The 20,657-nt window shown below is 55.1% G+C and carries 17 protein-coding genes; 13 read left to right on the top strand and 4 right to left on the bottom strand.

The genetic code is table 11. From position 1 onward, the window contains the following. Nucleotides 1-39: 39 nt before the first annotated feature. Nucleotides 40-1,686 (bottom strand): U32 family peptidase C-terminal domain-containing protein, encoded by a 1,647-nt coding sequence (locus tag SIB88_RS16095; RefSeq protein ID WP_068517961.1) that lies wholly within the window; start codon nucleotides 1,684-1,686, stop codon nucleotides 40-42. A gap of 245 nt (nucleotides 1,687-1,931) precedes the next feature. Here SIB88_RS16095 and SIB88_RS16090 point away from each other — a divergent pair, with 245 nt between their 5' ends. The 3 genes from SIB88_RS16090 to SIB88_RS16080 all read left to right on the top strand — a co-directional run bounded on the left by SIB88_RS16090 (nucleotide 1,932) and on the right by SIB88_RS16080 (nucleotide 5,191). Continuing rightward, complete coding sequence (locus SIB88_RS16090) at nucleotides 1,932-2,453, top strand: MarR family winged helix-turn-helix transcriptional regulator (RefSeq protein ID WP_412558535.1); 522 nt, start codon at nucleotides 1,932-1,934, stop codon at nucleotides 2,451-2,453. Nucleotides 2,454-2,522: 69 nt separating this feature from the next. Continuing rightward, entirely contained in the window at nucleotides 2,523-3,641 is a 1,119-nt protein-coding gene (locus SIB88_RS16085; protein WP_412558534.1) for an HlyD family secretion protein, read from the top strand. Further along, on the top strand, nucleotides 3,638-5,191 hold the full coding sequence (locus tag SIB88_RS16080; protein ID WP_412558533.1) for a DHA2 family efflux MFS transporter permease subunit: 1,554 nt from the start codon (nucleotides 3,638-3,640) through the stop codon (nucleotides 5,189-5,191). Before SIB88_RS16085 ends, SIB88_RS16080 begins: the two co-directional genes overlap by 4 nt. A gap of 71 nt (nucleotides 5,192-5,262) precedes the next feature. On the opposite strand, the gene SIB88_RS16075 is transcribed toward SIB88_RS16080, so the two are convergent. After that, nucleotides 5,263-5,682: an acyl-CoA thioesterase gene (locus SIB88_RS16075; RefSeq protein ID WP_412558532.1), complete on the bottom strand. Its 420-nt coding sequence runs from the start codon at nucleotides 5,680-5,682 to the stop codon at nucleotides 5,263-5,265. 529 nt (nucleotides 5,683-6,211) lie between these two features. Here SIB88_RS16075 and SIB88_RS16070 point away from each other — a divergent pair. The 3 genes from SIB88_RS16070 to SIB88_RS16060 are packed head-to-tail and all read left to right on the top strand — an operon-like array spanning nucleotide 6,212 to nucleotide 10,180. After that, a complete protein-coding gene (locus SIB88_RS16070; protein WP_068517966.1) occupies nucleotides 6,212-7,576 on the top strand; it encodes an NAD(P)-dependent oxidoreductase in 1,365 nt (454 codons plus the stop codon). A gap of 24 nt (nucleotides 7,577-7,600) precedes the next feature. After that, nucleotides 7,601-8,878 carry an NAD-dependent dihydropyrimidine dehydrogenase subunit PreA gene (gene preA / locus SIB88_RS16065; RefSeq protein ID WP_412558531.1) on the top strand — a complete coding sequence of 426 codons (1,278 nt, stop codon included), beginning with the start codon at nucleotides 7,601-7,603 and terminating at the stop codon, nucleotides 8,876-8,878. Nucleotides 8,879-8,902: 24 nt separating this feature from the next. Further along, nucleotides 8,903-10,180, top strand: coding sequence for a Zn-dependent hydrolase (locus SIB88_RS16060; RefSeq protein ID WP_287465845.1), 1,278 nt, complete (start codon nucleotides 8,903-8,905; stop codon nucleotides 10,178-10,180). A gap of 172 nt (nucleotides 10,181-10,352) precedes the next feature. Here the strand turns inward: SIB88_RS16060 and SIB88_RS16055 are convergent, their stop codons facing one another. Both SIB88_RS16055 and SIB88_RS16050 read right to left on the bottom strand, forming a co-directional pair. Continuing rightward, the gene (locus SIB88_RS16055; protein WP_412558530.1) at nucleotides 10,353-11,192 is read right to left on the bottom strand and encodes a substrate-binding periplasmic protein; all 840 of its coding nucleotides are present in this window, start codon (nucleotides 11,190-11,192) and stop codon (nucleotides 10,353-10,355) included. An 87-nt stretch (nucleotides 11,193-11,279) separates the two neighbouring features. Next, complete coding sequence (locus SIB88_RS16050; RefSeq protein ID WP_101247382.1) at nucleotides 11,280-11,957, bottom strand: TetR/AcrR family transcriptional regulator; 678 nt, start codon at nucleotides 11,955-11,957, stop codon at nucleotides 11,280-11,282. A 455-nt stretch (nucleotides 11,958-12,412) separates the two neighbouring features. Here SIB88_RS16050 and SIB88_RS16045 point away from each other — a divergent pair, with 455 nt between their 5' ends. From SIB88_RS16045 to hydA, 7 genes are all read left to right on the top strand, one after another. Further along, a complete protein-coding gene (locus SIB88_RS16045) occupies nucleotides 12,413-13,744 on the top strand; it encodes an aspartate aminotransferase family protein (RefSeq protein WP_228194129.1) in 1,332 nt (443 codons plus the stop codon). A 242-nt stretch (nucleotides 13,745-13,986) separates the two neighbouring features. Beyond that, complete coding sequence (locus SIB88_RS16040) at nucleotides 13,987-14,853, top strand: nitrilase-related carbon-nitrogen hydrolase (RefSeq protein WP_068517972.1); 867 nt, start codon at nucleotides 13,987-13,989, stop codon at nucleotides 14,851-14,853. 259 nt (nucleotides 14,854-15,112) lie between these two features. Next, a complete protein-coding gene (locus tag SIB88_RS16035) occupies nucleotides 15,113-15,904 on the top strand; it encodes an ABC transporter ATP-binding protein (RefSeq protein ID WP_068517997.1) in 792 nt (263 codons plus the stop codon). Continuing rightward, the gene (locus tag SIB88_RS16030) at nucleotides 15,894-16,823 is read left to right on the top strand and encodes an ABC transporter permease (RefSeq protein WP_068517973.1); all 930 of its coding nucleotides are present in this window, start codon (nucleotides 15,894-15,896) and stop codon (nucleotides 16,821-16,823) included. The genes SIB88_RS16035 and SIB88_RS16030 overlap by 11 nt, the downstream gene beginning before the upstream one ends. Continuing rightward, entirely contained in the window at nucleotides 16,820-17,977 is a 1,158-nt protein-coding gene (locus SIB88_RS16025; RefSeq protein WP_068517974.1) for an ABC transporter permease, read from the top strand. The genes SIB88_RS16030 and SIB88_RS16025 overlap by 4 nt, the downstream gene beginning before the upstream one ends. Before the next feature lie 61 nt (nucleotides 17,978-18,038). After that, entirely contained in the window at nucleotides 18,039-19,025 is a 987-nt protein-coding gene (locus tag SIB88_RS16020; RefSeq protein ID WP_068517975.1) for an ABC transporter substrate-binding protein, read from the top strand. A gap of 151 nt (nucleotides 19,026-19,176) precedes the next feature. Then, nucleotides 19,177-20,628 (top strand): dihydropyrimidinase, encoded by a 1,452-nt coding sequence (gene hydA, locus SIB88_RS16015; RefSeq protein WP_412558529.1) that lies wholly within the window; start codon nucleotides 19,177-19,179, stop codon nucleotides 20,626-20,628. The last annotated feature ends 29 nt before the right edge of the window (nucleotides 20,629-20,657 follow it).

The raw sequence follows: 20,657 nt of genomic DNA, 5'->3' as shown, positions 1-20,657 counted from the left end.
ATGGGGCTGCCGTTTTTCATGTTTGGATATCAGGGCTGCTTATTCAGCGGCAATCGTCTTGCCGTCTTTTTCCAGCATCTCGCCCTGTTTGCGTTTGGCAAGGATTTCGCGTGCCTTGGCATAGGTCGGGTCGTGCCAGAAGATCAGGCAACCGTTACAGCCACGACCACAGCACCCCTTGGTGCCGACACGCGGGGTGCGGAACGAACGTTCCTTCTGGCGGTCATCAAGGGCGGTCTGAAGCGCTTCGCGTTTGGCGTCATAGCGGTCTTCGTTGCCTTTGCCCATTTCGATCTTGTGGCCTTCCTGATCAAGTTTCAGGCGCTGCCATTCATCCTCGGAAAGGGCCTTTTCCTTGCGCACGATGGTCATCGGAAGCACTTCACGACGCAGGAATTCCGGGTCTTCCTGTTCAAACAGGCTGAACGGAAGACGGATGCGCGGATGGGTGTTGGCATGAACCGCTTCGCCGACCTTGCCGGTTTTGGCATCGATGAATTCATACATGCGGATGAAAATGGTCTGGCGTGACCGCGGCGGGACGATTTCAATCACGTCACCGGGCAACATGCGGTTTTTGACCGACATGATAAAGGCGTCGTCTTCGACTTCCTCGATCATTCCGGCAAATTCCCAGTCCGAAACGTTGGTGTTGCTGTCATAGCCGTGCGCGTAGTTGGTCAGGCGGCCATCATGGAACGCAAGGGTATAGCCCCGGTTCGGAATGGTCGCCAGTTCCTTCATATATTCTTCGGCAGACCAGTTTTCCGGGTCTTCATACCAGTCATCAATTGCCATGCGGTACGCACGGGCAACCAGACCGGCGTAATAGGGGCTTTTGCCACGGCCTTCGACCTTGAGGCTGTCGACACCGATTTTCAGGTAATCTTCCAGCTTCGGCATGATGCAAAGATCACGCGAGTTCAGGATATAGGACCCGCGTTCGTCTTCCTGAATTTCCATCAGTTCGCCCGGACGCATGTCTTCTTCAAGGAAGAAGTCAAACATCTCAAGGTTTTCTTCGGTCAGTTTGAGTTCCTTGACCGTACCGTCCTTAAGCTTCATGTGGACTTTGTATTTCCAGCGGCACGAGTTCGCACACGCCCCCTGGTTGGCACCGCGTTCGGCCATGAAGTTCGACAGAAGGCAACGACCCGAATAGGTCATGCACATCGACCCGTGCACGAATGCCTCGATCTTGATGTCGGGGCATTTTTCACGAATTTCGGTCAGTTCGGCATAGGAAACCTCGCGGCCCAGCACCACAAGCTTGGCGCCGATGCTTTGCCAGAATTTGACCGACTGCCAGGAACAGACATTGGCCTGGGTCGATACATGCAAATCAAGTTCCGGCGCATGTTCGCGCACAAACATGAATACACCCGGATCGGCCACGATCAGGCCATCGGGCATGCATTTGCGCACGGTGTCGACATATTCCGGAAGTTTGTCGATATCCTTGTTATGCGAAAACAGGTTCAGCGTCAGATAAACGCGAACACCGTGGCTGTGGGCAAATTCAATGCCTTCGACCACGTCTTCAAGCGACATCTGGCTTTTGACCCGCAATGACAGATCGGGTGTACCCATATAGACGGCGTCCGCGCCATACAGCACAGCCACTTTCAGTTTTTCGAGCGAGCCTGCGGGCATCAGCAATTCGGAACGGCGCGATTGATCACTCATCACTTGCGGGTCTTTTCTATTTGGTCGTCTGCGGGAAATCTCTCTGGCGCGGCTTCTATCACAGCCTGCTGCCTGTGCCGATTAAAATCGCATATTTGCCCCTGCTTGCATAGAGACCCGTGATGATCAGCAGCCATGTCATTGCCGCAGGGCGGGGATGATGGCAACTGACTTGAAGTCATCAAGGTGATATAGTATATATTGCTTATTATATATCAACCATGCGACTTTGACAGAGTTGGCGAATGCCAAAATTCACCGATCCCAAACAGAATATCGGCTTTTTGATGAAGGACGTGACCCGTCTGATGCGGCGCAATTTCATGCGTCACGCGGACGAATTCGGCCTGACCCAGGCCCAGATGCAGGCGCTTGTCTATGTTGCGCGTGGCGAAGGCATGCGTCAGGTTGCCTTGGCGGAAATGCTTGAAATCCAGCCGATTACAGCCGCACGCCTGATTGACAAGCTTGTCGAGGAAGGGTTGGTCGAACGCCGGCCCGATCCCGATGACCGGCGCGCCTTTCAGCTTTACGTGACCGATGCGGCCAAACCGCTGCTTGATCGCATTTATGTGGTTGCGGCTGCGGCGCGCGAAGATGCCATGACCGGGATCACCCCGGACATGCAGCAGATGCTGATTTCTATTCTGGGCCGGATGCATGACAACCTGACCGCTGTCGAACAGGGCAGCAAGCATACCGACACCGACGCGCCAACCGACCCAAAGCCAGCCGGTTCAAAGCCAGACAGCTCAAAGACCGCATAAATCAAGGCCCCGAAAATCATGTCAGATCAAAATCAGAATGCTGCCCCGTCGGCAGCGAACGAAAATCCTGTGTCAAAACCAAGAAAACGCTGGTTGCGTCCGATGCTTTTGCTGGCCGGGCCGCTTGCCGTCGTGGTGGGCGGGGCCTACTGGTATTATACCGGCGGGCGGTTTGTCAGCACCGAGAATGCCTATGTCCATGCTGATATGGTGGCCATCGCACCGGAAATTGACGGACCGGTCAGTGAAATTCTGGTCGATGAAAACCAGCAGGTCCACAAGGGCGACGTGCTGTTTCGCATTGATCCGCGCCCCTATCAGATCGCGGTTGAACGCGCCCATGCCAATCTGAATGCGATCAAACAGGAAGTCGACGCCCTGCGTCACAGCTATGACGAACTGGCAGGCAGTCTTGAACTGGCCAAGATCAATCTCGATTACGCCCAGAAGAAATTTGATCGGCAGCAGGCGCTGCGCAAAAGCAATGTGGCATCACAAGCAGCCCTTGACGAAGCCCAGAACAACCTTCTGGCCGCCAAGCAGCGCATTGTCCTTAATCAGCGGGCGATGAAAACCACCCTGTCAAAGCTGGGTGGGGATGCCGATACCCCGATTGAAAATCTGCCGCAATATCAGCAGGCAAAATTTGATCTGGCCCGGGCCGAGCTTGATCTGAAACACACCGAAATCATTGCACCGTTTAATGGCGTGCTGAGCAACAAGCCCGAAGAAGGTGCCTATGTCAAAGCCGGTTCGGCGATGGCAAGTCTGGTTTCAAGCGACGTTCAATGGATTGACGCCAATTTCAAGGAAGTTGAACTGACCCATCTTGAACCCGGACAGGAAGCCGACATCAAGGTGGATGCCTATCCCGATCATGTCTGGCACGGGGTTGTGCATTCCGTGGCACCGGCGACCGGGGCGGAATTTTCCGTGATCCCGGCGCAGAATGCGACCGGCAACTGGGTCAAGGTGGTGCAGCGCGTTCCGGTGCGCATCGCCATCAATCGTGCTGATGATCTGCCGCCGCTCCGCGCCGGCATGAGCACCGAAGTCGAAATAGACACCCATCACCAGCGCGAAGTCCCGGCATTTGCCGCCACCATGATGTCATGGATTGGCATCAATCAGGCCGAAGCCGGAACTGAAACCGGAACCGGTCATGCGATGCCCGGGGCCGCACAATGAGTGCTGCCGCCACGGCGGCCAGCGAGACAACGCCGCTTGAACGCGGTCTGACCACCGTTTCGATCATGCTTGCAACCATCATGCAGGCACTCGACACCACCATTGCCAACGTTGCCTTGCCCCATATGCAGGGCAGCATGGCCGCGACCCAGGATCAGATTTCCTGGGTGCTGACATCCTATATCGTGGCGGCTGCGATCATGACGCCGCCGACCGGTTTCCTGGCCGCGCGCTTTGGCCGCAAGAAGCTGTTTCTGGTCTCTGTTACCGGCTTTACCATTGCCTCCATGCTGTGCGGGGCGGCGGTGTCGCTTGAAGAAATGGTGGCGTTCCGCCTGTTGCAGGGCGCGTTTGGTGCGGGGCTTGTGCCGCTGTCACAGGCGGTGTTGCTTGATACCTACCCCAAGGAAAAGCATGGCTCGGCCATGGCGATGTGGGGGATGGGGGTGATGTTGGGTCCGATTTTGGGTCCGACGCTGGGCGGTTATCTGACCGAATTTTATAACTGGCGCTGGGTGTTTTACATCAACCTTCCCATCGGTTTGATGGCGCTGTTTGGCATCATGGCCTTTGTGCCCGAAACCGACAAAAAGCCCGGTCTGTCCTTTGACTGGTTCGGCTTTGCATTGCTGAGCCTGTCGATCGGTGCGCTTCAGATGATGCTGGATCGCGGCGAAAGCCAGAACTGGTTTTCATCGTGGGAAATCATCATTGAAACGGCGCTGGCGGCGGTGTGCCTTTATATGTTCATCGTCCATATGTTCACCGCAAGAAACCCGTTTCTGGAACCGGGGCTGTTTGCCGACCGGAACTTTGTCGTCGGGCTGTTTTTCATCTTTGTGGTTGGCGTGGTGTTGCTGGCGACTTTGGCATTGTTGCCGCCATTCTTGCAAAACCTGATGGGATATCCGGTGGTGACCGCGGGCATGTTGCTGGCGCCGCGCGGGGTGGGCACCATGATTGCCATGATGATGGTCGGGCGACTGGTCGGGCGGATTGATACCCGGCTTCTGATCCTGTTTGGTCTGTTTATGACGGCCTTGTCACTTTACGAGATGATCGGATTTACCACCGATGTCAGCGAGTTCGTGATTATCCGGACCGGCATCATTCAGGGGATCGGGCTTGGTTTCATTTTCGTGCCGCTTAGTACGATTACCTTTGCGACCCTGAACCCGCATTACCGGACCGAAGGCACGGCGATGTTCAGCCTGATGCGCAATATCGGATCAAGCATCGGCATTTCGGTCATGACCACCATGCTGACCCAGAATACCCAGGTGGTGCATGCAAGTCTGGCCGAAAAGCTGACACCGTTCCGCATGGTCCTGCAAAGCCCGTGGTTGCCCGATCTTTGGGACTGGCACACACAGACCGGGGCGGTGATGCTTAATAAGGTTGTCACCGCACAGGCCAGCACGATTGCCTATCTCAATGATTTTCAGGCGATGATGTGGATCGTGATCGGGGTGGTGCCGTTGCTGTTGCTGATGCAGGGGCCCAAACGGGCCAAGCCATCCGATGACGAACATATCGAAGTCATGGAATAGCGTTCTGAACGCTGGTATCGCAAAGCGCCCGCAAGCAATGGTTTGCGGGCGTTTTTATTGTTCGGACTGGTTCAGGCTGTCGCGGCTTCCGGCTCCGGATCAATCGGGCGCGGGCGGCCCTCGTTATCAAGTGCGACAAAGGTAAAGACGCCTTCGGTGACCTTTTCTGATGTTTCTTCAAACCGGGTCTGGCGCCAGGCTTCGACATTGATGCGAAGCGATGTACGGCCTTCATGGATGATTTCGGTAAAGAAAGAAACTTCATCCCCGACATGGACCGGGCGCAGGAACGACATGGTATCGACAAAGACCGTGGCGGTTCTGCCCTTGGCGCGGCGTGCCGCCGCGGTCCCGGCCGCCAGATCCATCTGCGACATCAGCCAGCCGCCAAAGATATCGCCGCTCGGATTGGTGTCCGATGGCATGGCAACGGCCCGAACCGATGGTTGACGATCGGGAAGGGTGTCCGTGGCAGTTTCGTTTGATGTCATCACGCGCGATCCGAAATGGGCTTATGACATAACGTTACTTTAGTTCATCGGGTTAAAGCCAGCGTAAAATATCGCCAAATCAATGTGATGGCGGATGTTTGAGAGCAGTAAGAAATCCAAGCGCCAGCTGGTTGCAGATGGCGTTTCCGTGGGGAAATCAGCCGTTTTGACGCAGGAATAACAATTCGGATTTTTAATCTTGACCAAATGATCAGGATTGGACATGCTGTAACCGTCAGAGAGAGGCATCTGTACGTGTAATCAACCGGGGATAACCCTGAAACCATAACCGCACGACAGATTAGATACTGGGAAACAGTTCAGCATTTGCTGAACGGATACGCCAAGAATGTTCAGAACAGAAAGACCCAGAGTTGGTCGGGCCCGCCCCGTCCGCGCACGCCATAATTCCATCTTCAATCCCGATACGGGATTACCGTGCCGATAACGGTCAGACTGTTTTTGCATTCTTGTTTTGTCTCTCGACGACATCAGGAGAGGACGCCTTTTTGGCAGGGAGACAAAACCAATGACCACCTTGCAGGCCAAGCAAGTTTCCAAATCCGGTGCCCATCATGGCGGCATCGGCCACAATGACGCAGATGACGGTTTTTCCGATCTGCATCCGCCATATTCCACCCTTCAGGCAATGGCAGAAAGCAACCGCTGTCTTTATTGCTATGACGCCCCTTGTGTCACCGCATGCCCGACATCGATTGATATCCCGACCTTCATCCGCAAAATCAGCACCGGCAACCCGGATGGTGCGGCAAAGACCATTTTGTCAGCCAATATCATGGGCGGCACCTGTGCCCGTGCCTGTCCGACCGAAGTGCTGTGCGAAGAGGCCTGCGTACGTAACGTCGCCGAAGACACGGCTGTTGAAATCGGAAGTTTGCAACGTTTTGCCGTTGATCATTTGATGGCGCGCGATCTGCCCCATCCGTTCAAGCGTGCGCCGGAAACCGGCAAATCGATTGCCGTGATCGGGGCCGGTCCGGCGGGTCTTTCATGTGCGCATCGCGCGGCGATGCTGGGCCATAATGTCACGGTGTTTGAGGCCAAGGCAAAACCGGGCGGTCTGAACGAATATGGTTTGGCCGCCTATAAGATGACCAATGATTTCGCCCAGCGCGAAGTTGAATTCCTGCTTGGCATCGGTGGTATTCGCATTGAATACAACAAGGCGCTTGGCCGCGATATCAGCATCGAGGCGCTTAAAGATTCCTATGACGCCGTATTTGTCGGTGTCGGTCTTGGATCGACCAACAATCTCGGCCTTAAGGGCGAAGAATTCCCGGGCATTGATGACGCCATCAGCTTTATCGAAAAGCTTCGTCAGACCGAACCCAAAACCGACATGCCGGTTGGTGACAAGGTGATTGTCATTGGCGGTGGTAACACCGCAATCGATGCCGCGGTTCAGGCCAAGCGCCTTGGGGCAGATGAAGTCACCCTGGTGTATCGCCGTGGTGCCGAACATATGTCGGCGACCGAATTCGAACAGGATCTGGCGAAAACCAATGGTGTGGTTGTCCGCTATTGGGCAAAGCCGGTCGCGATCAAGGCCAATGGCAAGCTGATTGGCATGGAGTTCGAAAAAACCGAACTTGATGCCAGTGGCAAGCTGGTTGGCACCGGCGAAACTTTCGAAGTGCGCGCCGATCAGATTTTGAAAGCCATCGGACAAAAAATCAAAACCGATGACCTTGCCGGAATGGAGATCGCCGGCGGCAAAATCGTGGTCGATGAAAACTATCAGACAACAGCCCCGGGCGTGTTCGCCGGTGGGGACTGCATCAAAAGCGGCGAGGACCTGACGGTTCAGTCGGTCGAGGACGGCAAACAGGCCGCCATTGCCATTGATGCATTCCTGAAATCCGCCAGCGCATAACCGCCAGTCAAAGGGAGAGAGAAAATGGCTGATCTAAGTTGCAAAATCGCCGGGATTGATTCGCTAAACCCGTTCTGGCTGGCATCTGCACCGCCGACCGACAAAAAATACAACGTCGTTCGCGCCTTTGAAGCAGGCTGGGGCGGGGTTGTCTGGAAGACGCTGGGCATTGATCCGCCCGTGGTTAACGTATCGTCGCGCTATGGTGCGCACCATGACCAGAACCGTCGTTTGCTCGGCATCAACAATATCGAACTGATTTCGGATCGTCCGTTGTCCGTGAACCTTCAGGAAATCCGTGAATGCCGTGCGGAATATCCAGATCACGTCATTATCGGATCGATGATGGCCCCGATCGAAGAACGCTCCTGGAAGGACCTTGCCCAGCAGATCGCCGAAAGTGGCGTGCATGGCATCGAGCTTAACCTTGGTTGCCCGCATGGCATGTGCGAACGCGGCATGGGTTCGGCTATCGGGCAGGTGCCGGAAATGGTCGAACAGGTCACACGCTGGGTCAAGGATGCGGTCGATATCCCGGTCTTTACCAAGCTGACACCCAATATCACCAATATCCTGTGGTCGGCCGAGGCCGCCTATAAAGGCGGGGCGGATGCGGTATCGCTGATTAACACCGTTAACTCGATCATTTCGGTCGATATCGATCAGATGGTCCCAGAACCGATGGTCGATGGCAAGGGAACGCATGGCGGGTATTGCGGGTCGGCGGTCAAGCCGATTGCACTGAACATGGTGGCCGAAATTGCCCGCACGCCGGAAACGAAGAACCTTCACATTTCCGGCATTGGCGGCATCACCACCTGGAAAGATGCGGTCGAATTCATGGCGCTGGGCTCCAACGCGGTTCAGGTTTGTACCGCCGCCATGATCTATGGTTTCCGCGTGGTTGATGATCTGATCGACGGCATGAGCCAGTGGATGGATGACAAGGGTTACACCAGTGTCGAACAGTTCACCCGTGCCGCCGTGCCGCAGGTGGCGAACTGGAACGAGTTGAACATGAACTTTGACACCAAAGCCGTGATCAACCCGGATAACTGCATCGAATGCGGTCGTTGCCACATCGCATGTGAGGATACCTCACATCAGGCGATCACCATGACCAACAAGCCCGAAGGCGGCCGCCTGTTTGAAGTTGTCGACGAGGAATGTGTTGGCTGCAACCTTTGCTATCACATTTGTCCGGTGCCTGATTGCATCACCATGGAACCGGTCAAAACCGACAAGCCGCCCATGACCTGGCCGGAACACCCGTTGAACCCGATGCGCCTTGCCGCGGAATAAGCCACCAACCAAAAGGACTGAATAATGACTCTTCAACCCAGTGTCCGAAATCTGTCAATTGATGGTGACCGCCTTTGGGACAGCCTGATGGAAATGGCCAAGATCGGCAAAACCGCAAAGGATGGCGTGTGCCGTCTGGCGCTGACCGATCTTGACCGCGAAAGCCGCGATCTGTTCATCAAATGGTGCAAGGCCGAGGGATGCTCGATCCGGATCGACAAGATGGGCAATATCTTTGCCCGTCGCGAAGGCCGCAATCCCGATCTTCCGCCAGTGGTGATGGGAAGCCATCTTGATAGCCAGCCGACCGGCGGCAAATATGATGGTGTTTATGGCGTGCTTTCGGGGCTTGAAGTGATCCGCGCTCTTAATGAAGCCAAATACGAAACCGAAGCCCCGCTTGAAGTCGTGTGCTGGACAAATGAGGAAGGCTCACGTTTTGCTCCGGCGATGGTGTCCTCGGGCGTTTTTGCCAAGGTGTTTGACCTTGAATACGGTCATTCACGGGCTGACGTCGATGGCAAAACCATGGGCGAGGAACTGAAACGGATCGGCTATATGGGCCCGGACGAGCCGACCATTGATGCCCATCCGATGGGGGCCTATTTCGAAGCCCATATCGAACAGGGCCCGATCCTTGAAGATGAAGGCAAGGATATCGGTATTGTCACCGATGCCCAGGGGCAGCGCTGGTATGAAATCAAATTCACCGGTGTCGAAGCCCATGCCGGTCCGACCCCGATGAAAACGCGCAAGGATGCGCTTCTTGGGGCGGCGCGTGTGATTGATCTGGTCAACAAGATCGGTCTGGATCGGTCGCCGCTGGCCTGTGCCACGGTGGGCATGATGCAGATCCATCCGAATTCCCGCAACGTCATCCCGGGCGAGGTCTTCTTTACCGTCGATTTCCGCCACCCCGACGATGCGGTTCTGGCCGATATGGACAAGGCCCTTCGCGAAGGAGTGGAAAAGATCGCCGCTGACATCGGCCTGAAAACCGAGTTGGAGCAGATTTTCTATTATGCCCCGGTGCCGTTTGATCCGTCCTGTGTCGATGCGGTGCGCAAGGGCGCGGAACTTGGCGGGTTCTCGGCCCGCGAAATCGTATCGGGGGCGGGGCATGATGCCTGCTATCTCGCACAGGTTTGCCCGACTGCGATGATCTTTATCCCGTGCGTGGACGGGATTTCCCATAACGAAATCGAAGAAGTCCACAAACACTGGTCGGATGCCGGTGGGCAGGTTTTGCTGCATGCAGTTCTGGCCAAGGCCGATGAAACCGTGATGCAGAAATCGGACTAGGCATCGATCCGTTACAAACGGTCACACAATCAAAGCGGGCACTGACCATGCAGTGTGCCGGGGCGGGGCAGGGTATCTTGCCCCGCTTTTTTGTTTGTGGCGCTGTCGGGATGTTTGGTTGTTACGGTTTGCGGGTATTGCCGTGATTGCGGCGGGCCTTTGCCGATATGCCTCAGGTCCCGCTTTCCTTGTCACTGGCAAGTTTGTGCAGATGTGCCGATGTCATGCTGGCAAGGGTGCCGTTTTCTTCAAGTTCGGTAATCAGCAGATTGATGGCGGCAATATCGTCAAGACACGGGGTTGTGCGCGAAAACATCAGTCTTACGTCATTGCGTACTAGCGGCGGTTCGACGGCAAAAACCTCGTTTTCAAGTTTGTCGCGATAGATATTGGTCAACCCGTCATAGCGCCCCAGCAACACATAGGTCACCCGTTCGGTCAAAAGAACATCGAAAATCTTGTTGCCGGTTGGCGAATAGATCATGTCGAGATGATCGCGCGCATAGGTATCGACAAAGTCGCCATAACTGCCCCCCTGCGGGCGGGCACCACGCTGGTTTACCAGATCCTCGATCCCGGAAAAGGCAAATTGCCGGTCCTTGTGCTGAAAGACCATGACCTCGTCATAGGCAAACGGGATGCTGTATCGGAAAAGATCATTGCGTTCTTCGGTGAAATAGGCCCCTGCAATGACATCAAGTTCGCCTTTTTCAAGCATCTGCAAGGACCGGGTCCAGGGAATATCAAGATGCAATTCAAGACGAAAGCCATGCTTGCGGGCATATTCCTGAAGGATGTCGATCCCAAGCCCGACCTGTCGCCCGTCCTTGTCGATATAGGTAACGGGTTCCCAGCCATCCGCCCCGCCGACCGATATGCTTTTGCATTCATCGCTGGCAGACACGCCTTGCGCATTGGCGCGATCATCGACCGACGCAAGCAGTAATCCAGATGTCAGCAATGCAGCAAACACGTTAGAGACGATGCGCACGCTGTGCGTGATGCGTATCATTTCCGGCCTCAGGCGATAACAGTGACCCAGTTTCTTAAGGTTTGATTTTATATTAGGGAATGCAACTATCCGAAGGAAGGGGGCATATCAGTTAAGTCCGACACCCTTTAGAATAATTCTAACAACATTTTCCTTGGCCTCGGCGAATTGTTGTTCGCTAAGCGGCTGGTTGTCGTTGAATATCTCGATCTGGCGCCCAAAGTCCGCATAATGCTGCGTGGTGGCAAAGATCATATACATCAGCGAATAGGGTTCGATGTCATCCATCTTGCCTTCGGCAATCCAGCCGCGGATCACGCCGACACGGGTATCCAGCCAGTCCTTGACCGTGGTTGAAATATAGTCCGACGAGAATTTGGCACCACGAATGATTTCATGGGCCCAAAGCCGCGACCCATAAGGCCGGGCACGCGACAGATCCATCTTGGCTTCGATATAGCCGCGCAGGATGACTGCCGGGTCGGCACTGTTGTCAAAGGTCATTGCCGCTTCAAGCCAGTGGTCACAGACATCTTCCATGATCCGGCGATAAAGGGCTTCCTTGGTGCTGAAATAATAATGCACGTTGGCTTTTGGAACTTTGGCGATTTCGGCGATGCGGGCGGTGGTCGCCCCCTTGAAGCCGTAATCGGCAAAAACCCGTTCGGCAGCGGCGAGAATTTGTTCTTCGTTTTCCTGCCTGATTGCGGCCTTGTGTGCCCCGTTTGCTGCGGGTTTCGCACCAAACTGATTGTCCTGTTTAGAGCCGCTTTTAACTGAGGTCATTCATGCTCTCTGATTTGCGTCATTTATCTTGACCGTTTGGTCAGGTTAAAATAACCTCTACCATAAATATGCAAAAGAAACTTTTTTATGCGCGTCGTTCTTGATTGCGGTCAAGAGTCGGTTTTGTCCGAAATATCGAACAGCACCGGTGAAAGATAAACAGAAAATAGACGCCGTAAATAAAAATCAGGGTCGCTGAAATGGTGTTTGACGGTCGAATATTCGAAACAATTCCCCGGTGGTGTTAAAGCTCTAGTGCATGGGCGTGTCTCATGCTAACGATTTTTGCGTGCCTGTGAAACGGGCCGTTCCGGGTGTTGAATGTGCGACATATTGGTCACTTGATCGGACCTGCCAGACGATGCCGGAATGAAAGATGTCAGATGCCGGAAATAGGGGTGCCCGCCACCCGACCGGTGTCAGGGAAGCAATAAAAAAGGTACGGGAGACCTTTTATGACAGCCACCACGAAAATCAGCCGTCCAAACGATCTTTCGGCGTTCTGGATGCCGTTTACGGCCAATCGCCAGTTCAAGCAGACCCCGCGCATGCTGGTTTCTGCCGATGGCATGTATTACAAAACCGATGATAATCGCGACATTCTTGACGGGACTGCGGGGCTTTGGTGCTGCAATGCCGGTCACAAGCGTCCGAAAATCGTCGAAGCCGTCAAAGCACAGATGGACGAACTGGATTATGCCCCGGCATTCCAGATGGGCCATCCCAAGGCGTTCGAGCTTGCAAGCCGTCTGGCGCAGCTCATGCCCGGCGACCTGAACCATGTTTTCTATACCAATTCGGGTTCTGAATCGGTTGAAACCGCGCTCAAGATCGCGCTTGCCTATCACCGTGCACGCGGCGATGGCCAGCGCACCCGCCTGATCGGTCGTGAACGCGGCTATCACGGCGTTAACTTTGGCGGCATTTCGGTCGGTGGCATTTCGGGCAACCGCAAAACATTTGGCCAGATGCTGGGTGGTGTTGACCATATCCGCCATACCTATTTGCCAGAAGAAAACGGTGTTACCCGTGGCATGCCCGAACATGGTGCGTTCCTGGCCGATGATCTTGAACGCATTTGCGCATTGCATGATCCGTCAACCATTGCAGCCGTGATTGTTGAACCGGTTGCCGGTTCGACCGGCGTTCTGATCCCGCCAAAGGGCTATCTTGAACGTCTGCGCGAAATTTGCACCAAGCACGGCATTCTTCTGATCTTTGATGAAGTCATCACCGGTTTCGGTCGTCTTGGCGCCCCGTTTGCGGTCGATTATTTCGGCGTTCAGCCCGATCTGGTCACGACGGCCAAGGGCCTTACCAACGGGACGATCCCGATGGGGGCAGTGTTCGCGACCGATGCAATCCATGATACCTTCATGACCGGTCCTGAAAACATGATCGAGCTGTTCCATGGCTATACCTATTCGGGCAACCCGGTTGCCTGTGCGGCCGGCCTTGCGACCCTTGAGACCTATGAAGAAGAAGGTCTTTATGAAAAGGGCAAGGAACTTGGCCAGTATTGGGAAGATGCAGTTCACAGCCTGATTGATCTGCCGCGTGTGAAGGATATCCGTAACCTTGGCCTGATCGGTGCGATCGAGCTCGAAGGGATCGACGGTTTCCCGACCAAACGTGCGTTCAGTGCCTTCCTCAAGGCGTTTGAAAAAGGCATCCTGATCCGCACAACCGGCGACATCATTGCGCTTTCTCCGCCGCTGATCATTGAAAAATCACATATCGATCAGCTGTTCGGAACGCTGCGCGAAGTGCTTAAAGAGATCGACTAACATCGATGACTGATACCCCTTCGCCCTTGCCGGCGAAGGGCGGCTTGCCGGACTGATAAAAACCAAATGGTCCGGCAACGCCACGGAGGAAACATCTGTTTCGCGATTTTTTCGATCGCGTCCCTTCTGGGAATAGACCCGCATAAAACAAAACAGGGTCTTTGGGGGCGCGTTCGGACATAAGTCCGTCAGACCACAAAAGTGGCAAGGACATAAAATATCAGATCAAGGAGGTATCTCGGATGTCGATGCTGAGAGGCGGCCTGATTCAAATGAGCCTTAAGGGTTCAACCGATCAGACGCCTGAAGAAATCCGCAAGGCCATGATCGAGGCACATCTGCCCCTTATTGAAGAGGCGGGCAAAAAAGGTGTGCAGGTCCTGTGTTTTCAGGAAGTTTTCACACAGCCCTATTTCTGTCCAAGCCAGGACAAGAAATGGTACGCCGCGGCGGAAAAAATCCCCGATGGCCCGACCACACAGCTGATGTGCGAACTGGCAGCCAAATATAAAATGGTGATCGTTGTTCCGATCTATGAGGAAGACATTACCGGGGTGTATTACAACACCGCTGCCGTGATTGACGCCGACGGTACCTATCTTGGGAAATACCGCAAAACCCATATCCCCCATGTCGCCGGTTTCTGGGAGAAATTCTTCTTCAAGCCGGGGGCTTCGGACTGGCCGGTCTTTGAGACCCAGTATTGCAAGCTTGGCGTCTATATCTGTTATGACCGCCACTTCCCGGAAGGCTGGCGTGCGCTGGCACTCAATGGGGCGGAATATATCGTCAACCCGTCTGCCACGGTTGCCGGGGTTTCGGAATATATCTGGAAACTCGAACAGCCCGCATCGGCGGTGGCCAATGGCTGCTTTATCGGGGCGATCAACCGGGTCGGGCGTGAACAGCCATGGGATATTGGCGAATTTTACGGCCAAAGCTATTTCGTCAATCCGCGCGGCGAAATCGAGGCCCAGGCATCCCGCGACAAGGATGAATTGCTGGTCCATGACATGGACATGTCGATGGTGCGCGAAATTCGCAATAACTGGCAATTCTTCCGGGACCGTCGGCCGTCGACCTATACGCGCCTGACGGACGGAAACTGATTTCATGATACCGGCGAGCGGGCAAAGGCCTGCTCGCCGTTTTGCTTTGACCGACCGGCGGGCAATGTCCCGCAATCCCGGCAATGACCGGGCAGACGCAACACATCCGTCTGATCAGATGTCGGCAAGGTTCAGGGCAACGTCCCTGAGGGAGGCTTCCGTAAAGTTGTTCCAGAAGAGACATTTCTGGTTCCGAGAGAGACATACGATCAGGGGAAACCCCATGACGCTAAAACAAGTCGTCAATAATGTTGCCGAGATGCCCGCATCAAAGGACGCCGTTGTTGATATCAAAAATCTGTCGCTGACATTCCAGACGGCCGATGGTCCGGTTTATGCGCTTTCCGATGTTGATCTGACGATCAATGAAGGCGATTTCGTTTCCTTTATTGGCCCGTCGGGCTGTGGCAAGACCACGCTTTTGCGCGTGATTGCCGATCTGGAAAAGCCGACCGGCGGCGATATTTCCATCAATGGTGTTTCGCCCGAACAGGCGCGCGAAAACCGGGCTTATGGCTATGTGTTTCAGGCCCCGGCACTTTTGCCGTGGCGTTCGATTGAACGCAATGTGACCCTGCCGCTGGAAATCATGGAGATTTCCAAGGAAGAGCGCATCAAGCGTGCGCATGACGCGCTTAAACTTGTTGAATTGAACGGCTTTGAAAAGAAATTCCCCTGGCAGCTTTCCGGCGGGATGCAGCAACGTGCATCGATTGCGCGCGCGCTGTCATTTGATGCCGATCTGCTGTTGATGGATGAACCGTTTGGCGCGCTTGACGAAATCGTGCGTGACCATTTGAACGAACAGCTTCTGAAACTGTGGGCGCGCACCAACAAGACGGTGGCCTTTGTGACCCACTCGATCCCCGAGGCGGTCTATCTGTCGACCAAGATTGTCGTCATGTCACCGCGTCCGGGCCGCATCATTGATGTGATCGAAACCGATTTCCCGCGTGAACGTAATCTCGATATCCGTGAAACGCCGGAATTCCTCGAAATTGCGCATCGGGTTCGCGAAGGTTTGCGCGCGGGGCACAGCAATGACGAGTAACACCGCCACCATGACCGGGTCCCTTGCCGGGCCGTCGATCTGGTCGCGCATGATGGCGGGACAGACCGGTCCGGTCTGTGTTGTTCTGATTGCGCTGTTTGTTCTTTGGTATGTCGGTGCGGTCTTCATGAATGCGCCGACCCAGATCGACAAATATAACCGTGCCGATCAGACCTGGACCACCAGCCAGCTGATCGAAGATACCCTGGCACAGGAACGCCCGATCCTGCCGGCCCCCCATCAGGTGGCCCAGGAAATGTATAAAACCATCTTTGCCACCAAGATCACGTCGAAGCGTTCACTGGTCTATCACAGCTGGGTAACGCTTTCCTCGACCCTGCTTGGTTTTGGCATTGGCACCATTCTTGGCATCGTTCTGGCGGTGGGCATTGTCCATGTCATGACGCTTGAAAAAAGCCTGATGCCGTGGGTGATTTCATCGCAAACCATCCCGATCCTTGCCATTGCCCCGATGATCATCGTGGTTCTGGGGGCCATCGGGATCAAGGGCGTGGTGCCCAAGGCGGTGATTTCGACCTATTTGTGCTTTTTCCCGGTGACCATCAGCATGGTCAAGGGCCTGCGGTCACCACAAGTCATCCAGCTTGATCTGATGCGGACCTATAATGCCTCGAAATGGCAGACCTTCTGGCAGCTTCGTCTGCCATCGGCGATGCCATACCTGTTTGCCAGCCTGAAAGTGGCGATTGCCATCAGTCTGGTCGGGGCCATTGTCGGCGAATTGCCGACCGGCGCACAGGCGGGGCTTGGGGCGCGTTTGCTTGCCGGCTCCTATTACGGACAAACCATTCAGATCTGGTCAGCCCTTCTGACCGCGGCCTTTGTTGCTGCGATGATGGTGGTGATTGTCGGGTGGTTTGAACGCCGGGTTCTGGCCCGCATGGGGGTAAAGTCATGACCCCGATGAAACTTGACAAATTCTGTCTGGTCGGCGCGATTGCGGCCCTTCTGGCGCTGATCTTTCCGCTGGCCGGGATTGATCCCGATACCGGTAAACAGGTTGCCTTTGTCGGCGATATTCCCGGTCTTGCCATCGCCATGGCGCTGTGTGTGATTGCCGGTGCGGCTTTCACTTGGCTTGGCGTGCGCACCGTCATCAGCGGGGCGGTCATACTGGCGGTGGCGGTATTTGGGTGCAGCCAGGCGATCGCGACCCTGTATGATTACGGGGTTGCCGGATATGCCGGAACCGGGTTCTGGTTGTTCATCATTTCGCTGTGGGCTTTTGTCTGGCGCGGGATTGATGTGATTGCCAATTACCGTTCGCTTGAAATGGCCAAACAGCAGGCGGCCAACGTGATTGTGCCGGTGGCCTTCGGGGTCTGGTTGCTGTTTGTCTGGGAAGTTGTGGTATCTGGCTTTGGCGTGCCACAGGTTCTGTTGCCCCCGCCCAGCATGATCGGGGTCCGGTTTGTGACCTCGACCGATATCATGGCGGCAGACTTCTATCAGACCTTTGTGAAGGCGGTATTGAGCGGCTATGTGCTTGGTTGCGGGTCGGCCTTTGTCATGGCGATTGCCGTTGACCGTGTGCCGTTCCTCAAACGCGGTCTGTTGCCGCTGGGCAATATGGTTTCGGCCCTTCCGATCATCGGGGTCGCCCCGATCATGGTGATGTGGTTCGGCTTTGACTGGCAATCAAAGGCAGCGGTCATTGTGATCATGACCTTCTTCCCGATGCTGGTGAATACGGTGACCGGGCTGAATGCGGCGGGGAAACTTGAACGCGACCTGATGGCGACCTATGCGTCGGGCTATTGGTCGACCCTGTTCCGGTTACGCTTGCCCGCGGCCATGCCGTTTGTGTTCAACGCACTTAAAATCAATTCCACGCTTGCGCTGATTGGCGCAATCGTCGCCGAATTTTTCGGCACCCCGATTGTGGGGATGGGCTTCCGCATTTCGACCGAGGTCGGGCGGATGAACATCGACATGGTCTGGGCAGAGATCGCTTTGGCGGCCCTTGCGGGGACCGCCTTCTATGGGGCCGTGGCTTATATTGAGAGAAAAGCGACGTCATGGCATCCATCATTCCGGGTACGTCGCCATTAAAGGCACAATCAAAGACGACCCGCCGGGAGGACTTGACTACAACCTGAGGAGACATCGACGAATGAAGAAATTGTTTGCGACTGCATTAGGGTTGAGTTTCGGTCTGACATCGTTTTCGGCGATGGCAGCAGATGAAGTAACCTTGCAGCTTAAATGGGTCACACAGGCCCAGTTTGCCGGGTATTACGTGGCCCTTGATAAAGGTTTCTACGAAGAAGCCGATCTTGACGTGACCATCAATCCGGGCGGCCCGGACATCGCCCCGCCACAGGTGATTGCCGGTGGTGGTGCCGATGTGATCATTGACTGGATGCCATCCGCACTTGCATCACGTGAAAAGGGTGTGCCGCTGGTCAATATTGCACAGCCTTTTGCCAAATCTGGCATGATGCTGACCTGCCTTAAGGAAACCGGTGTCGAAAGCCCCGATGACTTCCCAGGGCGGACCCTTGGTGTCTGGTTCTTTGGCAACGAATATCCGTTCCTGAGCTGGATGTCGAAACTTGGCATTCCGACCGATGGCGGGGACAAGGGGGTTACGGTTCTGAAACAGGGCTTTAACGTTGATCCGCTGCTTCAGAAGCAGGCCGATTGCATTTCGACCATGACCTATAACGAATACTGGCAGGTGATTGATGCCGGTATTTCGGCAGACGACCTTAAGGTCTTCAAATACGAAGACCAGGGCGTCGCCACCCTTGAAGACGGCCTTTATGTTCTTGAAGACAATCTCAAGGACCCGGCATTTGTCGACAAGATGGCGCGTTTCGTTGAAGCCAGCATGAAGGGCTGGATGTATGCGAAAGAAAACCCGGAAGAAGCCGCTGGCATCGTTCTGGACAATGATGCAACCGGTGCGCAGACCGAAAAACATCAGGTCCGCATGATGACGGAAATTGCCAAGCTTTTGGGCGACAGTGCCGCCCTTGACGAAGCAGCCTATCAGCGCACCGTCGACAGCCTGCTGTCGGGTGGATCTGACCCGGTCATCACCAAGGAACCGGAAGGTGCCTGGACCCATGTCGTAACCGACAAGGCGTCGATGTAATCCGATCATGATCGGCCCGGCGGCGATGTGTGACCCGCCGGGCTGACCTCCCGATTTTGTGTTTGAACAAGGCCCGGACCCGTCCGGGAAAAGGGTGAAATGCCGGGATGGCCCGCAACTTTTCGCCAAACAGACAGACAAGGAGCCACCCATGTCCATGGTTATTCGTGGCGGAACCATTGTTACCGCCGATCTGACTTACAAATCCGACATCCTGATCGAAGATGGCAAGATTGCCGCGATCGGAGACAACCTGACCGGGGACAAGGTGATTGACGCCGATGGCTGCTATGTGATGCCCGGCGGGATTGATCCGCACACCCATATGGAAATGCCCTTTATGGGGACCTATTCCGAAGACGATTTCGAAAGCGGCACCAAGGCCGCGGTTGCCGGTGGCACGACCATGGTGGTGGATTTCTGTCTTCCGGCCCCCAATCAGTCGCTGCTCGAAGCATTGCAGGCCTGGGACAACAAATCTTCCAAGGCGGTATGTGATTATTCCTTCCACATGGCGATCACCTGGTGGAGCGAGCAGGTCTTTGACGAAATGAAGACCGTCGTACAGGAAAAAGGCATCAACACCTTCAAGCATTTCATGGCCTATAAGGGTGCGCTTATGGTGGATGATGACGAGATGTTTGCATCCTTCTCGCGCTGTTCGGAACTGGGGGCGATGCCGCTTGTTCATGCCGAAAACGGCGATGTGGTTGCCACCCTTCAGCAGAAATTGCTGGCCGAAGGCAATAACGGCCCCGAAGCCCATGCCTATTCCCGGCCTGTGGATGTCGAGGGCGAGGCGTGCAACCGTGCAATCATGATTGCCGATATGGCCAATGTGCCGCTTTATATCGTGCATGTATCGTGCGAACCGGCCCATGAAGCCATCCGTCGCGCACGCGCCAATGGCAAGCGCGTGTTTGGCGAACCGTTGATCCAGCATCTGATCCTTGATGACAGCGAATACAAGAATGCCGATTGGGATCATGCCGCACGCCGGGTCATGTCCCCGCCATTCCGTAGCAAGGAACATCAGGACGGGCTTTGGAACGGTCTGGCATCGGGCAGCTTGCAGGTGGTGGCGACCGACCATTGCGCCTTCACCACCGAACAGAAACGCATGGGCGTTGGCGATTTCACCAAAATCCCGAACGGTACCGGTGGCCTTGAAGACCGCATGCCGCTTCTGTGGACCTATGGGGTCAATACCGGTCGTCTGACCATGAACGAGTTTGTTGCGGCAACCTCGAGCAATATTGCCAAGATCCTGAACATCTATCCGCGCAAAGGCGCGGTTCTGGTCGGGGCGGATGCCGATCTTGTGGTCTGGGATCCCAAGGCCTCGAAGACCATTACCGCCAAACATCAGCAATCGGCAATCGATTACAACGTGTTCGAAGGTATCGAGGTCACCGGTCTTCCGCGCTACACCATCAGCCGCGGGCGCATTGCCGCCGAAGAAGGCGTGGTTCTGGCCAAATGCGGCGACGGCGAATTCATCGCCCGCGAACCTTATCCGGCGGTCAACAAGGCCCTTTCCAAATGGAAAGAAATCACATCCCCGCGCAAGGTCGAACGCAAAGGCATCCCGGCTGGCGTCTAGGCCGCGATTGGGCAGGTTGAAACAGAAAC

This window comes from Thalassospira sp. MIT121401 (assembly GCF_047125595.1).
GTDB classification, from domain to species: Bacteria; Pseudomonadota; Alphaproteobacteria; order Rhodospirillales; family Thalassospiraceae; genus Thalassospira; species Thalassospira povalilytica.
The sequence above is the reverse complement of the archived record's forward strand: the minus strand, read 5'-3'. Positions and strand labels throughout refer to the sequence as shown.

What these genes read in the sequence shown, in the direction of transcription:
- SIB88_RS16095 (WP_068517961.1), bottom strand. Translation starts at nt 1,686, where the DNA reads ATGAGTGATCAATCGCGCCGTTCCGAATTGCTGATGCCCGCAGGCTCG.
- SIB88_RS16090 (WP_412558535.1), top strand. Translation starts at nt 1,932, where the DNA reads ATGCCAAAATTCACCGATCCCAAACAGAATATCGGCTTTTTGATGAAG.
- SIB88_RS16080 (WP_412558533.1), top strand. Translation starts at nt 3,638, where the DNA reads ATGAGTGCTGCCGCCACGGCGGCCAGCGAGACAACGCCGCTTGAACGC.
- SIB88_RS16075 (WP_412558532.1), bottom strand. Translation starts at nt 5,682, where the DNA reads ATGACATCAAACGAAACTGCCACGGACACCCTTCCCGATCGTCAACCA.
- SIB88_RS16070 (WP_068517966.1), top strand. Translation starts at nt 6,212, where the DNA reads ATGACCACCTTGCAGGCCAAGCAAGTTTCCAAATCCGGTGCCCATCAT.
- preA (WP_412558531.1), top strand. Translation starts at nt 7,601, where the DNA reads ATGGCTGATCTAAGTTGCAAAATCGCCGGGATTGATTCGCTAAACCCG.
- SIB88_RS16060 (WP_287465845.1), top strand. Translation starts at nt 8,903, where the DNA reads ATGACTCTTCAACCCAGTGTCCGAAATCTGTCAATTGATGGTGACCGC.
- SIB88_RS16055 (WP_412558530.1), bottom strand. Translation starts at nt 11,192, where the DNA reads ATGATACGCATCACGCACAGCGTGCGCATCGTCTCTAACGTGTTTGCT.
- SIB88_RS16050 (WP_101247382.1), bottom strand. Translation starts at nt 11,957, where the DNA reads ATGACCTCAGTTAAAAGCGGCTCTAAACAGGACAATCAGTTTGGTGCG.
- SIB88_RS16045 (WP_228194129.1), top strand. Translation starts at nt 12,413, where the DNA reads ATGACAGCCACCACGAAAATCAGCCGTCCAAACGATCTTTCGGCGTTC.
- SIB88_RS16040 (WP_068517972.1), top strand. Translation starts at nt 13,987, where the DNA reads ATGTCGATGCTGAGAGGCGGCCTGATTCAAATGAGCCTTAAGGGTTCA.
- SIB88_RS16035 (WP_068517997.1), top strand. Translation starts at nt 15,113, where the DNA reads ATGCCCGCATCAAAGGACGCCGTTGTTGATATCAAAAATCTGTCGCTG.
- SIB88_RS16030 (WP_068517973.1), top strand. Translation starts at nt 15,894, where the DNA reads ATGACGAGTAACACCGCCACCATGACCGGGTCCCTTGCCGGGCCGTCG.
- SIB88_RS16025 (WP_068517974.1), top strand. Translation starts at nt 16,820, where the DNA reads ATGACCCCGATGAAACTTGACAAATTCTGTCTGGTCGGCGCGATTGCG.
- SIB88_RS16020 (WP_068517975.1), top strand. Translation starts at nt 18,039, where the DNA reads ATGAAGAAATTGTTTGCGACTGCATTAGGGTTGAGTTTCGGTCTGACA.
- hydA (WP_412558529.1), top strand. Translation starts at nt 19,177, where the DNA reads ATGTCCATGGTTATTCGTGGCGGAACCATTGTTACCGCCGATCTGACT.